Annotated in this window: 12 protein-coding genes and 2 tRNA genes; 9 read left to right on the top strand and 5 right to left on the bottom strand. The window is 67.4% G+C overall.

Annotated features, from left to right (window positions below; all coding sequences use genetic code 11):
• Nucleotides 1-104: 104 nt before the first annotated feature.
• Nucleotides 105-1010 (bottom strand): pirin family protein, encoded by a 906-nt coding sequence (locus ACZ5PP_RS07495; RefSeq protein WP_012585827.1) that lies wholly within the window; start codon nucleotides 1008-1010, stop codon nucleotides 105-107.
• Nucleotides 1011-1212: 202 nt separating this feature from the next.
• Here ACZ5PP_RS07495 and ACZ5PP_RS07490 point away from each other — a divergent pair, with 202 nt between their 5' ends.
• From ACZ5PP_RS07490 to ACZ5PP_RS07480, 3 genes are all read left to right on the top strand, one after another.
• Entirely contained in the window at nucleotides 1213-1557 is a 345-nt protein-coding gene (locus ACZ5PP_RS07490) for a hypothetical protein (protein WP_144312176.1), read from the top strand.
• Nucleotides 1558-1801: 244 nt separating this feature from the next.
• A complete protein-coding gene (locus tag ACZ5PP_RS07485) occupies nucleotides 1802-2716 on the top strand; it encodes a mechanosensitive ion channel family protein (protein WP_004298158.1) in 915 nt (304 codons plus the stop codon).
• A 71-nt stretch (nucleotides 2717-2787) separates the two neighbouring features.
• Nucleotides 2788-3708, top strand: a complete 921-nt coding sequence (locus ACZ5PP_RS07480) for a PEP-CTERM sorting domain-containing protein (RefSeq protein WP_231570781.1) — start codon at nucleotides 2788-2790, stop codon at nucleotides 3706-3708.
• A 78-nt stretch (nucleotides 3709-3786) separates the two neighbouring features.
• On the opposite strand, the gene ACZ5PP_RS07475 is transcribed toward ACZ5PP_RS07480, so the two are convergent.
• Entirely contained in the window at nucleotides 3787-5664 is a 1878-nt protein-coding gene (locus ACZ5PP_RS07475) for a GGDEF domain-containing protein (protein WP_083768704.1), read from the bottom strand.
• A 171-nt stretch (nucleotides 5665-5835) separates the two neighbouring features.
• On the opposite strand from ACZ5PP_RS07475, the gene ACZ5PP_RS07470 reads away from it, so the two are divergent.
• Nucleotides 5836-7464 carry a tetrathionate reductase family octaheme c-type cytochrome gene (locus tag ACZ5PP_RS07470; protein WP_082047934.1) on the top strand — a complete coding sequence of 543 codons (1629 nt, stop codon included), beginning with the start codon at nucleotides 5836-5838 and terminating at the stop codon, nucleotides 7462-7464.
• A 2-nt stretch (nucleotides 7465-7466) separates the two neighbouring features.
• Complete coding sequence (locus tag ACZ5PP_RS07465) at nucleotides 7467-8123, top strand: cytochrome b/b6 domain-containing protein (protein WP_004298151.1); 657 nt, start codon at nucleotides 7467-7469, stop codon at nucleotides 8121-8123.
• Nucleotides 8124-8177: 54 nt separating this feature from the next.
• Here ACZ5PP_RS07465 and ACZ5PP_RS07460 read toward each other — a convergent pair whose 3' ends face one another.
• Nucleotides 8178-8510, bottom strand: coding sequence for a hypothetical protein (locus ACZ5PP_RS07460; protein ID WP_004298149.1), 333 nt, complete (start codon nucleotides 8508-8510; stop codon nucleotides 8178-8180).
• Between the two features lie 234 nt (nucleotides 8511-8744).
• Between ACZ5PP_RS07460 and ACZ5PP_RS07455 the strand changes: the two genes are divergently transcribed.
• On the top strand, nucleotides 8745-9203 hold the full coding sequence (locus ACZ5PP_RS07455; protein ID WP_004298148.1) for a ProQ/FINO family protein: 459 nt from the start codon (nucleotides 8745-8747) through the stop codon (nucleotides 9201-9203).
• A 12-nt stretch (nucleotides 9204-9215) separates the two neighbouring features.
• Here the strand turns inward: ACZ5PP_RS07455 and ACZ5PP_RS07450 are convergent, their stop codons facing one another.
• Nucleotides 9216-9380: a hypothetical protein gene (locus ACZ5PP_RS07450; protein ID WP_004298146.1), complete on the bottom strand. Its 165-nt coding sequence runs from the start codon at nucleotides 9378-9380 to the stop codon at nucleotides 9216-9218.
• Nucleotides 9381-9525: 145 nt separating this feature from the next.
• Here ACZ5PP_RS07450 and ACZ5PP_RS07445 point away from each other — a divergent pair.
• Together ACZ5PP_RS07445 and ACZ5PP_RS07440 are read left to right on the top strand one after the other, a co-directional pair.
• Nucleotides 9526-9601: transfer RNA gene (locus ACZ5PP_RS07445), tRNA-Thr, on the top strand.
• 77 nt (nucleotides 9602-9678) lie between these two features.
• Nucleotides 9679-9755 (top strand) — tRNA-Met (locus tag ACZ5PP_RS07440).
• Nucleotides 9756-10149: 394 nt separating this feature from the next.
• On the opposite strand, the gene ACZ5PP_RS07435 is transcribed toward ACZ5PP_RS07440, so the two are convergent.
• Nucleotides 10150-11082, bottom strand: a complete 933-nt coding sequence (locus tag ACZ5PP_RS07435; RefSeq protein ID WP_004298145.1) for a helix-turn-helix transcriptional regulator — start codon at nucleotides 11080-11082, stop codon at nucleotides 10150-10152.
• Nucleotides 11083-11456: 374 nt separating this feature from the next.
• On the opposite strand from ACZ5PP_RS07435, the gene ACZ5PP_RS07430 reads away from it, so the two are divergent.
• Nucleotides 11457-13043: a benzoate-CoA ligase family protein gene (locus ACZ5PP_RS07430; RefSeq protein WP_004266041.1), complete on the top strand. Its 1587-nt coding sequence runs from the start codon at nucleotides 11457-11459 to the stop codon at nucleotides 13041-13043.
• The last annotated feature ends 33 nt before the right edge of the window (nucleotides 13044-13076 follow it).

Genomic DNA, 13076 nt, shown 5'->3' with positions numbered 1-13076 from the left:
CGTACGCGCGCGGACCGCGCGCAGGCTGCCCGGCTCGAGGGCTGGCTGGGGGCGGTGCTTGCCGACCGCTCGGACCGGAGTCCGGGTTTCGACCTCGACTGCGCTCAGGTGTGGGGGAGGCGCGTGTCGCCCGGCCCCCGCCATGGCAGAGGCGGCGCCACGAGGCGTCGCGCCCGGCCGTCACCGACCGCGCCGAAGCGCTCGTCGCCGCGCTCCCACGCGGCCTGCGCCTGCGCGATGTCGGCTCTGCTGAAGCCGACGAAGTTCCACCACATCTGCACCGGTTCGTCGAACGGCTCGCCACCCAGGAACAGCACCCGCGCGCCTGCGGGCAGGGCCAGGTGCAGCTCGCCGCGTCCTTTGCCGAGGTAGGCGAGCTCGTCTGTACGGATCGTCTCGCCGTCGATCTTCAGATCGCCCACGAGCGCCATCAGCCCGTACTCGAAACCGGGGTCGAGCGCGAGCGTGAGCGCGCTCGCCTCGTCGCAGGCGATGTCGATGCCGACCAGCGCGGAGTGGATGCGCGCCGGCGCGGTCCGTTGGCCGTAGCGGCCGGCGAGCAGGGTGAGTTCGGCGCCGCCTTCGCGCCATTGCGGCAGCGTGGGGTAGTGGTCGAAGGCCGGGGCGCAATCCTGGTGCTCCGGCGGCAGGGCGATCCACAGCTGCGCGGCGTGCAGCCGCACGCCGTCGTGCAGCGAATCCTCGGTATGGGCGATGCCGTGGCCTGCGGTCATCAGGTTGACCTGTCCCGGGCGGATGAGCTGCTCGTTGCCCAGGCTGTCGCGGTGCAGCACCTCGCCCTCGATCAGCCAGGTGAAGGTCTGCAGGCCGATGTGCGGATGCGCGCCGACGTGCAGGCCCTTGCCGGGCTCGAACTGCACCGGCCCTGCGTGGTCGAGGAAGCACCACGCCCCGACCATGCGCTGCCGGCGATTGGGGAGGGTGCGGCGGACGAGCATGCCGTCGCCGAGGTCGGCGCTGCGGGGCTGGATGCGGACGAGCGGGTTCATGGTCGGTGTCCTCGTGGGGCTGCTGCCTTGGGCGTCGTGGGGATTCCCCGTGGAGAGATTCTTGCGGCGCGTCGACCGCGGTGGGCTGTTCGGGTGCCGAGTCCCGGCGGGGTTCTTCAGTACAATGACCAGAGGCTCGACAGATCGATGTGTCGAGGCGCCGCTCGCTGGAAAAGTGGACAGCGCGTGACGAGATCGACGAATGAGGATTTCGATGAATTGGATCATGGCAGTGTCGATCGGTTTCTGTGTCCTCCTTTCGAGTGGCACGGCCATGGCCGCGGGCGCCGGACAGGAAGGGGGGATGGCGAGCGTGCAGGTGCCCGCGCAGCAGGAGAAGAAGGAAGGCGCGAAGACGGCAGTGACGGAGGCGGACCCCGGCAATCGAGCTTCGTTGCTGTATATCGTGCTGATCGGTGGGGTGATGGTCGTGGCCATGAAGATGGCGATCGCTTACGGCAAGAAGAAGCTGGACGAGGAGCGCGAGGCCGCCCGAGAGAAAGCTGCGCGTGAGGAGCGACAGAACAAGTCGCAAGCGCAGGGGTGAGGCAGGCGGGGCCCTGCGTTTGAAAACGCGGAATCGATCCCCATATAGAAACGATTGGCCATCCTGGCCACCCACCCCCAGGAACTTCCGGAGACCATGTGATGGGCTGCTGCGGCCGCGCGAGATTCGCCTTGTGCATCGACCAGGCACATGCCTGGCCCCGGCCTCGATAGCGCCTTGCCGGCGCGGATCGGCAGGCCGGGGTCGGTGGAGTGTCTTTTCCTCTCGTCTCGAAGGTCCTGCCATGGTTCGCGCGCTGTACTCCCGCGCCGGCTCGCATGCCGGCGTCGGTCTCCTCCTCCTGGTGTTGTTCTTCCTGTATGCCGAGCGGGCGTTCGGGTTGCTGCCGGCCGATCATGCCGTGCAGGCCTGGCTCGATCCGGTGCGCAATGCGGCGCTCGCGCTCGCCCTGTTCACCGGCGCGCATCTGCTGCACGCGCTCGCGTCGGCGCGGCTGTCGCAGCGGCGCAAGGGGCGCAAGCCGGTGCCCAAGGTGCTGCTGGACCTGCTGCGGGTGTTCCTGTTCGCGCTGGCGGCGCTGGGCGGGCTGTCGCTGCTGTTCCGCCAGGACCTGTCGGGGATCCTGACCGGCTCGGGCCTGGTGCTGGCGGTGCTGGGCTTCGCGATCCGCAACGTGGTGGCCGACACGCTGTCGGGGATCGCGCTCGGGATCGAGGCGCCGTTCCGCATCGGCGACTGGGTGCGCATCGAAAACCTGGCCCAGGGGCGGGTGCAGGAGATCGGCTGGCGCACGACGCGGCTGGTGACCGGGGACAGCACCTACGTGATCCTGCCCAACAGCCAGATCTCGCGGCAGCGGATCACCAATTTCAGCGCGCCGAAGAAGGAATATCGCGACCATGCCGAGCTCACCCTGCCGGTCGCGCTGCCGGTGGCCGAGGCGCGGGAGCTGATGCGCGCGGCGCTGACGCATGCGGCGAGCATCGCCGAGGACAAGCCGCCCGAGGTGCAGCTGGTGTCCTATGGCCCTGGGGGCATCACCTATCGGGTGAAGTACTGGGTGCCGCAGCACGACCGCGAGCCGGTCTGCCGCGACGAGGTGCTCGGGCTCGTCGATGCGGCGCTGCGTGCGCGCGGGGTCGTGCTGGCGCAGCCGCTGGCGGTGTCCGCGTGCCAACATGCGGAAGCCGCGTCCTAGGAACAGGCTTGCCTGCGCGGCTCGTCGGGGCGGGGTGTGGCGCTGTCGGTCTTTTTTACACTCGGAGACGGGTGTCGACGGAAGTCGTCGATAAATCAGCGGCTTACGGTTTGGTTCGGTTCTTGCTTGAGTCTTTTCGGGGAGTGTTGGATACCGGGGAGGAGCGAATCATGAGGCAGGCTTGCGCATCGATCCTTGCAACTGCGGCGCTGGTCACGGCGCTCGGTTCCGGCACGGCAGAGGCGGCCGTGCTCGATGTCACGGTTCGCGGCAGCGACGCGATCTTCCTGGCGGGGAGAACGGACATCACGATTCCGCTGGCGTCTGCGCCTTGGAGCTCTCCCACCGGCATGCAACGCCACGGGGGGGCGACGCCCGAGGAGATCCAGGAGACCTTCCCGCCATACCTCGGCGTGGCTGCGGGCGACGTCATCCGCCTCGCGGATCCCTCGATCGGCGGCATCAGCTACTTCAACGGGGTCGGTGCGCCGTTCTATGGCCCCGAGGGCAACAACGCCGATTGCGCGGGGTCGAGCTGCAGCGATCTCTCGTCCTTCGGCGGCATCAGTGGCTACTTCGGTCCCGAGGGGGCACTCGTCGGCGTCTTCCTGGACAACAGCATCCCCAGCGCTGGCGCACCCGCGCGCCTCGACTTCAGCACGACCGGCCTGGGCCGCAACTTCACGACACTGAGCCCCGGGCTCGGGCAGATCTTCTATATCGGCAACGGCGTGACCACGTCCTCGATTTTCCAGGAGTTCATCGCGCCGAGCGGCGCCACGAGGCTGTTCCTGGGGATCCCGGACGGCTTCGGCTTCGATGGCGTGCCCGGTGCCTACGACGACAACGATGGCGCCTACCGCGTCCGCATCGGCGTCAACGAGGTGCCCACCGTGCCGGAGCCGGGCGTGCTCGCGCTCCTCGGGCTGGGCCTCGTCGGCCTTGCCGCCGCGCGCCTGCGCACTCCTCAAGGGAGCAAGGTGCCGGGCTGAGCACGCCGCCGCGCCGGCTTCGCCACGGGCTCGGCGCCCTTGGCGAAGCCGGCGGGTTTCGTGTGCTCCGGAGCGCTTTCAGTCGTGTAGCGGCGCGACCATCACGCGGTTGCGGCCGGCCTGCTTGGCTTGATACATCGCGCCGTCGGCGCGCTTCAGCGCGCTCTCCAGGCTTTCGCCCTCGGCCAGGCGGGTGACGCCGGCGCTGAAGGTGATCACGATCTTCTGCATTTCGGCCATGAAGAATTCGCGGGTGAGCTCGCGCTGCAGGCGCACGAGCGCCTGTTGGGCGTCGGTGTCGCCGGTCTCGGGCAGCAGGATGACGAACTCCTCGCCACCATAGCGGGCGAGCACGTCCTGGGGGCGCAGGTGCTGGCGCACGACCTTGGCGAGGTGTACCAGGGCGTCGTCGCCACCTTTGTGGCCGAGGCTGTCGTTGAGCTTCTTGAAGTGGTCGATGTCGAGCAGCGCGACGGCGAGCCGCGTGCCGCGACGCTGGGCGCGCGCGGATTCGGTCTGGAACATCTCGTCGAGGCCACGGCGGTTGAGCGCGCCGGTGAGCTGGTCGTGGCGCATCAGGCGGCTGGCTTCCTCGAGCTCGTTCTGCAGCGTGACGACGCGCTCCTGCGCCGCCGTGGCCTCGCCGCGGGCGACGATGAGCTCGTCGCGCGAGCGGCGTGCCTCGTCCTGGATGCTGCGAGTCTCGGTCATGACCTCGTCGAGCAGGGGGCCGATCTCGGTGATGTCGTTGGCCTGGGCGATACGCTGGGCGCACTGGCCGATGCGGTCGTGGTAGGCGCCGGTCGATTCGGAGAAGCGCGCGAGCTGGTCGACGAAGCCGGCGAGCATGTCGCGCAGGTGGCGCTGGGACTGGGCCAGGGTGTGCTTGAGCTGGCCCTGCTTGTGGATGAGTTCCTTGAGGCGGCGGCCGGCGTCGTCGATCTTGCGCGGGTCGGGACGGCTGTCGACGATCTCGCGCAGCATCTCGATCTGGCCGGCGAGCCAGCGATCGTCGAGCACCAGCTCGTCGATGTTGCGAAGCAGCATGCGCAGCAGCTCGAGCATGCCGGCGCGGATTTCGGCCTCGTCGGCGGCGGCCAGCTCGAGCTCGTGTGCGAAGGCGCGCAGGCGCGTGCCGACCTCGCGCAGGCCAGCGGCCTCGCTGCGACTGGCAGCTTCGGCGCACAGCGTGGCGGCGGTCTCGCGCAGCGGCGGTTGTTCCTCCAGCAGCGGCGGCAGGGCCTCGCCCAGGCTGATGGTGACGAGCTCGCGCAGGGCGTCGATGGTGGCGGAGTCGACGCCTGGAGTGGAGGCAGGGGGGTGCGCGGCAGCGGCGGTGCGCGCGGGCGTGGCGGGCCTTGCGGTGCTTGCGTCGGCACGGGGCGAAGCGCTGGCGTCGGGTTCGTCTGCCGCGTCGGGCACCTCGACGGCGAGCGCATCGGCATCGGTCATGGCCTGCGTCCAGCTCTTGAGCAGGCCCTGCAGGCGGGTGTACAGCGCCGCCGGGTCGGCTGCGCCCAGCACGCGGTCGAGGGCCTCGCGCTTGCGCGCCGGGGTCCAGCCGGTCTGACGCGCCTCCCACTGGCGCAGCAGGTTGCCGATGAGCTCGTTCCAGGCCTGCGGTTCGCCCAGCTTGAGGCTGTCGAGGTAGCGCTCGAGTGCGGCCTCGGCGGCCTTGTCGCGACCGTCGGCGAGCGCTTGGTCGAGCTGGTGGCCGTGGCGCTGGCGCTCGGCGCTGTCGCGCGGCAGGCGGCGGGCGAGTTTGCGCACGAAGGCTTCGGGCAGGGCGTCGTCGTCGGGCCGGGTGCCGGCGATCTCGTGATAGAGCTTGCGGTAGTTGTCCGGCGTGGGGGCAATCCGGCGCAGCGCGAGCTGGCGCAGGGTTTCGCGGGCGATCTCGGAGGGATTGCTGGGCGTGGACATGTTGAGCGGTGGAAATTCCTGGGTCTGGCGCATGTTTCCGGCATTCTGACAGGACTTCCCGTGCTTTCGGTGAGGAAGTTCCGAGGGCGGGCACGGAGGGAGTCGAGCCCCGGTGATCTGCCGATCCGTAGATATTAATCAAATGCTTATATTTCTGGCTGGCCTAGACTGGAAAAGCAGGTCGTCTCGGCGGAGGAACGGAAAATGGGCAGGCGGACATTCGACTGGCGGCGCTGGATCGGCGGGGCCTTGATCCTCGCGACGAGCATCATGGCGGGTGCGGCAAGCACGCCCGCAGGGGGGGATCTTCCGGTGGCTGCGGCCGGCGGCAAGGCGGCGAGCACGGCGGACCACAGCAGGTTCAAGGAACTGCAGGGCCCGTTCGAGAGCGGGCCGGAGGTCACCAAGGCCTGTCTCGCCTGTCACAACGAGGCCGGGCACCAGGTGATGAAGAGCGTGCACTGGACCTGGGAGGCGATCAGCCCGACCACCGGCAAGAAGCTGGGCAAACAGCACGCGGCCAACAACTTCTGCGGCTCCATCCTTTCCAACGAGCCGCGCTGCACGAGCTGCCACGCCGGCTACGGGTGGACGGACAAGAACTACGATTTCACCAACCAGAACAACGTGGATTGCCTGGCCTGCCACGACACGACGACGACCTACAAGAAGATCGCCACCGATGCCGGCCATCCGCTCTACGCGCCGCGCGAGCTGCCCAAGGGCAGCGGCAGGATCGTGCAGCCGCCCGACCTGGCCAGGATCGCGCAGGCGGTGGGCAAGCCGGGGCGGCACAACTGCGGCGCGTGCCACTTCAACGGCGGTGGCGGCGACGCGGTCAAGCATGGCGACCTCGACTCCTCGCTGGTCAAGCCGCCGAAACACGTCGATGTGCACATGTCGCCCGATGGCGAGAACATGAGCTGTGCGGACTGCCACACCTTCAACGCCCACCAGCCCTCCGGCAGCCGCTACGCGGCTACCGCCAAGGACACCAAGGGCCTGGACATGAAGCATGAGGACCACAAGCGCGCGACCTGCGAGTCCTGCCACGACCTTCGCCCGCACAAGAACGAGCGCCTCGACAACCACGCCAGGCGAGTGGCTTGCCAGACTTGCCACATCCCCGAGTTCGCGCGCGGCGGCATCGCCACCAAGGTGCTGTGGGACTGGTCGACCGGCGGCAAGCGCGGTCCGGACGGCAAGCCGCTGTTCATCCAGGACGACCACGGCCACCTGATCTACTCGGCGGAAAAGGGCGACTTCAAGTACGGCGAGAACGTGCGCCCGACCTACAAGTGGTACAACGGCGTGGTCCATCAGATCGCGCTCACCGACAAGATCGACGACAGCAAGATCCTCGAGCTGAACCGCGTCGAAGGCTCGGCGAGCGACCCGAACGCGCGCATCTGGCCCTTCAAGGTGATGGTCGGCAAGCAGCCCTACGACCCGGTGAACAAGACTCTGGTGGTGAACCACGTATACGGCCAGGACGACACCGCGTTCTGGGGAAACTTCGACTACGCCAAGTCGATCAAGGCCGGCATGGACTACGCCGGCCTGCCCTACAGCGGCCAGTTCGGCTTCATCGAGACGCGCATGAACTGGTTCATCACCCACATGGTGGCGCCCAAGGAAGACGCGCTCAAGTGCAGGGACTGCCACACCCGCTCGGAAGACGGCCGCCTCGCCGGGATCACCGACCTCTACCTGCCCGGTCGCGACCGCAACGGCTGGGTCGATCTCCTCGGTGGGCTGGCGATCATCGGCGCGATCGGCGCCGGCTCGATCCACGGCATCGCCCGCATCCTCACCCGTCGCAAGGGGCACTGAAAATGAGCGCGAACCGCATCTACATCTACAAGCGCTATGAACGCTTCTGGCACTGGTCGCAGGCGCTGCTGATCATCGTCATGATGATCACCGGCTTCGAGATCCACGGCAGCTATACTCTTTTGGGCTTCAGGAAGGCCGTGGATGCGCACACGATCGCGGCATGGACGCTGCTGGTGATCTGGGCCTTCACGATCTTCTGGCAATTCACCACGGGCGAGTGGCGGCAGTACGTCCCGTCGATGAAGAACGTGTCGGCGATGGTCCTCTACTACACGGTGGGGATCTTCAAGGAGATGCCGCATCCCTTCCGCAAGACGACGGTGCAGAAGCACAACCCGCTGCAGCGCCTGGCCTATCTCGCGCTGCTTGCGTTCATCTCGCCGCTGATCTGGGGCTCGGGCCTGCTTTACCTGTTCTATGGCAACTGGGCGCAGCTCGGCATCGACGAGATGTTCTCGCTCGAGGGCGTGGCGCTCGTGCATACCGCAGGTGCGTTCATGATCACCGCGTTCTTCTTCATCCACGTGTATCTGACGACCACGGGGCACACGATCTTCGCGCACATCAAGGCGATGATCACCGGCTGGGAAGAGGTCGATGACGACCACCCGCCCGCCGCGGCCGAGCAGGGCGGGCGCACACCCGGCGCGGCTTGAGTGCTTGCGCCGTATCGCGGCACCACCAAGGGACGCAGACGCCCCGCGGCGGATTCAGCGCGGGGCGTCTGCGTCCGGGAGTTCGTAGCGGTCGGCGATGTAGGCCGGGCCCTTCATCACGAACACGATGAAGGCACCGATCGCCACGGTGAACACCACCGTCCAATGCAGGATCACCGCTGCCAGCACCCAGATGTCGACCATCTGCAGCGCGCGCACCGCCTCGATGCTCTCGTCGCCCCACCAGTGCAGCCGGGCGAGCAGGGACACGGCCACGCAGGCCGCGGTGCCGACGAGCGCGACCATGGGCAGGCGCGCCAGCACCTTGCGTTCGAATCCTGCCGGTTCGGTGCGCGAGCCGGGCAGGCGGCGCCAGCGCTTTTCCATGATGTTTCCCCGAGGTGTGTGGTGCGGCAGCAAGCCGGTTCCGTTCGATCCGATGCCTGGGTGCCAGACCGATGCGATCCGTGGCAAAAATCACCACGTCCGGCAGAAGCCCGGCGGACCGGGGGTAGAATGCCGGAACAGCACTCGACTCGCACAGTTCGCGGCACCGCTCCGGACGCGAGGTTTCCGGACTGCTGTTCAGACACCGATCCGCGTACCAGAGTTCTCCCCGAAATGACCCTTCAGCAAGCCGAAACCGCCGCCCCCGCGCCCCTCAGCACCAACGCGCAGGACCAGGCCAAGCAGCCGCGCATCGAACCGCGTGCCATCCTCAAACGCCTGCAGGCCGAATCGCCGGCATTTCGCGACAGCAAGCCGTTGGCGCTGAAGATCGACACGAGCATCCTGGCCCGCTTTCCCGATTTCGACCGCAAGAACCTGCGCATCGCCCTGCGCATGTACACCGCCTCGACCAAGTACCTCAAGGCGGTCGAGCGTGGCGGCGAGCGCTTCGACCTCGACGGCAACGCCTCCGGAGAGGTTACCGAAGAGCAACGCCAGCACGCGGCCACCACGCTGAAGGAACGCTTCGCCGCGGTGGCCAAGCAGCAGCGCGAGAAGCGCGAGGCCGAGGAGGCCGAACGCCGCCGCACCGAGAAGCTCCAGCAACTGGTGAGCAAGTTCGGCCGCTGAACCCGGGCGGGCCTACGCTCGGCGCAGATCGCGCCGTACCGAGTCGGCCCGCGCCATCCAGATCCCTGCCCCGGCCGCGACCGCCACCACGAGCGCCCCGCCAGGATGGCCGGTTCCGATCATCAGGCCGGCGAGCAGGCCGAGTGCGAGCAGCACCCTGGAAGTGATGGTTTGCATGGTGGTCTCCTGAGCTTTTCGACTGTGCAACAACTGTATATATAAACAGTTATCCGTGCAAGTTCGTGTGCATGCAGGGGCTGCCCGTGCGTTTCCTCCGACGCGATGGCTGAGTGGCGTCTTGCGCTATAATCCGCACCGCCTTGCCGGCATAGCTCAGTTGGTAGAGCAGCTGATTTGTAATCAGAAGGTCGTGGGTTCGATTCCTATTGCCGGCACCAGAATTCCTCCGGTGCTTGTGCGGCGCAAAAAGTTCTTGCCTTCTCGTAGTTCACCGTTTATAGTTCTGTTTCTCCGACGCGGGGTGGAGCAGTCTGGCAGCTCGTCGGGCTCATAACCCGAAGGTCGCAGGTTCAAATCCTGCCCCCGCAACCAAAAAAGTCATTAAAGCCAATCACTTAGCGGTGATTGGCTTTTTTGCGTCTGGAGTGTCGTGCCCACGCCGATCGGGTCTTAGCGTCCTGAGCGCCGACATTCATGGCTCTTTGTGTCACGTGCCGCCATGTTTTCCTGTCAAGTCAGGGTGTTGCCCGCGTGGAGCTTTTCACTCCCCAGTTCTCCGATCGAGCAGGTCGGTTCGCAGGCAGCTGGCGGCGACGGGCGAGGCCTGGGCACGGCGTGCGGATCGGCACTCGTTGCCGATCGCGTGGCTGGCGCGCCGGGGTTGAGAGTCCGAGGAGAGTGCGGGTGGTGCGGATGCCCTCGACAGGCTTGCGACCGGCGGGCTCGACGTCTTGCCGATCAAGCCGATCACGCGCGACGCCTTCGCTCAGCGGCCGCGGTCCTCCACGGCGGCGCGCAGCGCGCGGAAGCTCTCGTCCTCGCCCTGGCCCGAGGTATCGACCACATGGTCGGCGCGCAGGTACTGCGGTTCACGCGCGGCGAGGATGCGGCGCAGGTCTTCCATCGCTTCCGCGCTACCGGCCATCGGACGCAGGTCGCCCTGCGCGCTGACGCGCTGCATGTGCTCCTCGGGCGAGGTGCGGAGCCAGATCGTCAGACAGCGCGACAGCAGCAGGTCGTAGGTCTCGGTCTGCGAGACGATTCCGCCGCCCGTGGCGAGCACCGTGCGTTCACCGCTGTCGAGTGCGCGCCGCAGGCAACGCTGTTCGATGCGGCGATATCCCGACTGGCCGTAGAGGGCGAAGATCTCGCCCATGGGCATGCCGGTCTCGCGTTCGATCTCGGCATCGAGCTCGACGAAACGGAAGCCGAGTTCGGCCGCCAGCCTGCGGCCCAGTGTGGTCTTGCCGGCGCCGCGCAGGCCGATGAGGGCGATCCGGTTGCGCCGCGCGGCCTCTTCCTGGCCGTAGTCGCGCATCAACCGGAAGACCACGTCCTCCAGCCGGTGGCGCGGCAGTTGTTCGAGGATGCGCCGCACCAGGCGCTGCTCGACCGACTCCTCGGCGCCCAGGTTCAACATCTCCGGCAGCGACAGCCCCAATGCGCTGGCGATATGGCGTAGCAGCACGATCGAGACGTTGCCCTCGCCGGCCTCAAGATGGGCGAGATGCCGCTCCGACACCCCCGCGTCGCGAGCCAGCTGCTTGCGAGTCAGGCCACGCCGGTCGCGCGTCTCGCGCACGCGCCGGCCGAGCGCGAGCAGGAACTCCCCGTCGCTGCGCGGATCGGGTCGCACCGCCGGGTGCGCGACCGGTACAGGCGCGTCGGAGGCTGCGAGGGTCGGATTCTGGTCGTTCATTACGGAGCGGAGGTCGGAGATTCGTGTTTATGGTGCCGCTGGCGATGCGCTGTCAACGGCGTGACATCGGAGGCTCCCGGCCGGTGTGCGGGGAGTGCATTCAAGCATAGCGGCAAGTGCAGTATATTGCACCTTAGACTTTATCTAAATAATTGAATTTCCTTGTTTTTGGTGCGATGCAGGGTTGACAGCATCCGGATTGGGGGTATTCTTTTGCATGTCTCGCCGAAAGATGCACTTTAGTGCACTTTTTTGGATGGCTTGTGCGGTACCCCAGCCAGTCCGCTCGGCGATCGTGCCAAGGTTCTCTCGCGTCGTACCGTTCCGTGTGCATGCCGGTCGGTACGGTCCGGGATCAGGATGGAGACAGGACGATGCACACCCTCAGCACCGCAGATCACGGCTGCACGCCGCCCCGGATCGTGATTCCGGATCCCTACAACGCCGCCGACGACCTGCTCGGGCGCAACCTCGTCGCCGGGCGCGGCAGCAAGGTCGCCTACATCGACGATGCCGGCAGCTACACCTACGACCAGCTCGCGGCGCGTGCCAGCCGCTGTGGCAATGCGTTGCTCGGCACCCTCGGGCTGGCACGCGGCGACCGCGTCCTGATGTGCGTGCTCGACTGCATCGATTTCCCCGCGATGTTCCTCGGCGCGATCAAGGCCGGGGTGGTGCCGATCGCAGTCAATACGCTGCTCACCGAACGCGACTACGAGTACATGCTCTCCGACAGCGGTGCGCGTGTGGCGGTGGTATCGCAGGCGCTGTTGGCCAATTTCGCCGCGCTGCCCGGGCGCGTGCCGACGCTCGAGCGCCTGGTCGTCGCCGGTGGTGACGACGACGACGGTCTCGAGGCGCTGCTCGCCGCGCAGTCCGAGCAGCTCGATGCCGCGCCGACGCGTGCGACCGACCCCTGTTTCTGGCTCTACTCCTCCGGTTCCACCGGTGCGCCGAAGGGCACGGTGCACATTCACTCCAACCTCATCCATACCGCCGAGCTGTACGGACAGGAGGTCCTGGGCATCCGCGAACAGGACGTGGTGTTCTCGGCCGCGAAGCTCTTCTTCGCCTACGGCCTCGGCAACGGCCTCACCTTTCCGCTTTCGGTGGGCGCCACCGCCATCCTGATGGCCGAGCGGCCCACGCCGGATGCGGTGTTCAAGCGCCTGCGCGAGCACCAGCCCGACATCTTCTACGGCGTGCCCACGCTCTACGCCGGCATGCTCGCGCACACCGGCTGCCCGACCGCGGGCGAGATGAAGCGGCTGCGCGCCTGCACCTCTGCGGGCGAGGCGCTGCCCGAGGGCGTGGGGCGGCGCTGGAAGGAGCGCATCGGGGTCGACATCCTCGACGGCATCGGCTCCACCGAGATGCTGCACATCTTCCTGTCCAACCGCGCCGGCGACGTGCAGTACGGCACCAGCGGCACGCCGGTGCCGGGCTACCGCGTGCGCCTGATCGACGAGGGCGGCGACGAGATCACCGCGGCCGAGGAGCCGGGCGAACTGCAGATCTCCGGGCCGAGCTCGGCGGTGCAGTACTGGAACCAGCCGGAGAAGAGCCGTGCCACCTTCCTCGAGGGCTGGACGCGCAGCGGCGACAAGTATTACCGCAACCGCGACGGCTACTACGTCTACTCCGGGCGCAGCGACGACATGCTCAAGGTGAGCGGCATCTACGTGTCGCCGATCGAGGTCGAGTCGGCGCTGATCGCCCACGAGGCGGTGCTCGAGGCGGCGGTGGTCGGCATCGAGGACGAGGAACGCCTGATCAAGCCCAAGGCTTTCGTCGTGCTCAAGCCCGGCTACGGACCCGGCGAGGCGATGCGGCAGGAGCTGCAGGCGCACGTCAAGGGCATGCTCGCGCCCTACAAGTATCCGCGCTGGATCGAATTCGTCGAGGATCTGCCCAAGACCGCCACCGGCAAGATCCAGCGTTTCAAGCTGCGCGGCATCTAGTGCTTTGGCGGCGCTCGGGGGCGCCGCCCGTGT

This window comes from Thauera sp. DNT-1 (assembly GCF_055393985.1).
This window is presented reverse-complemented; position numbering and strand designations above follow the sequence as displayed.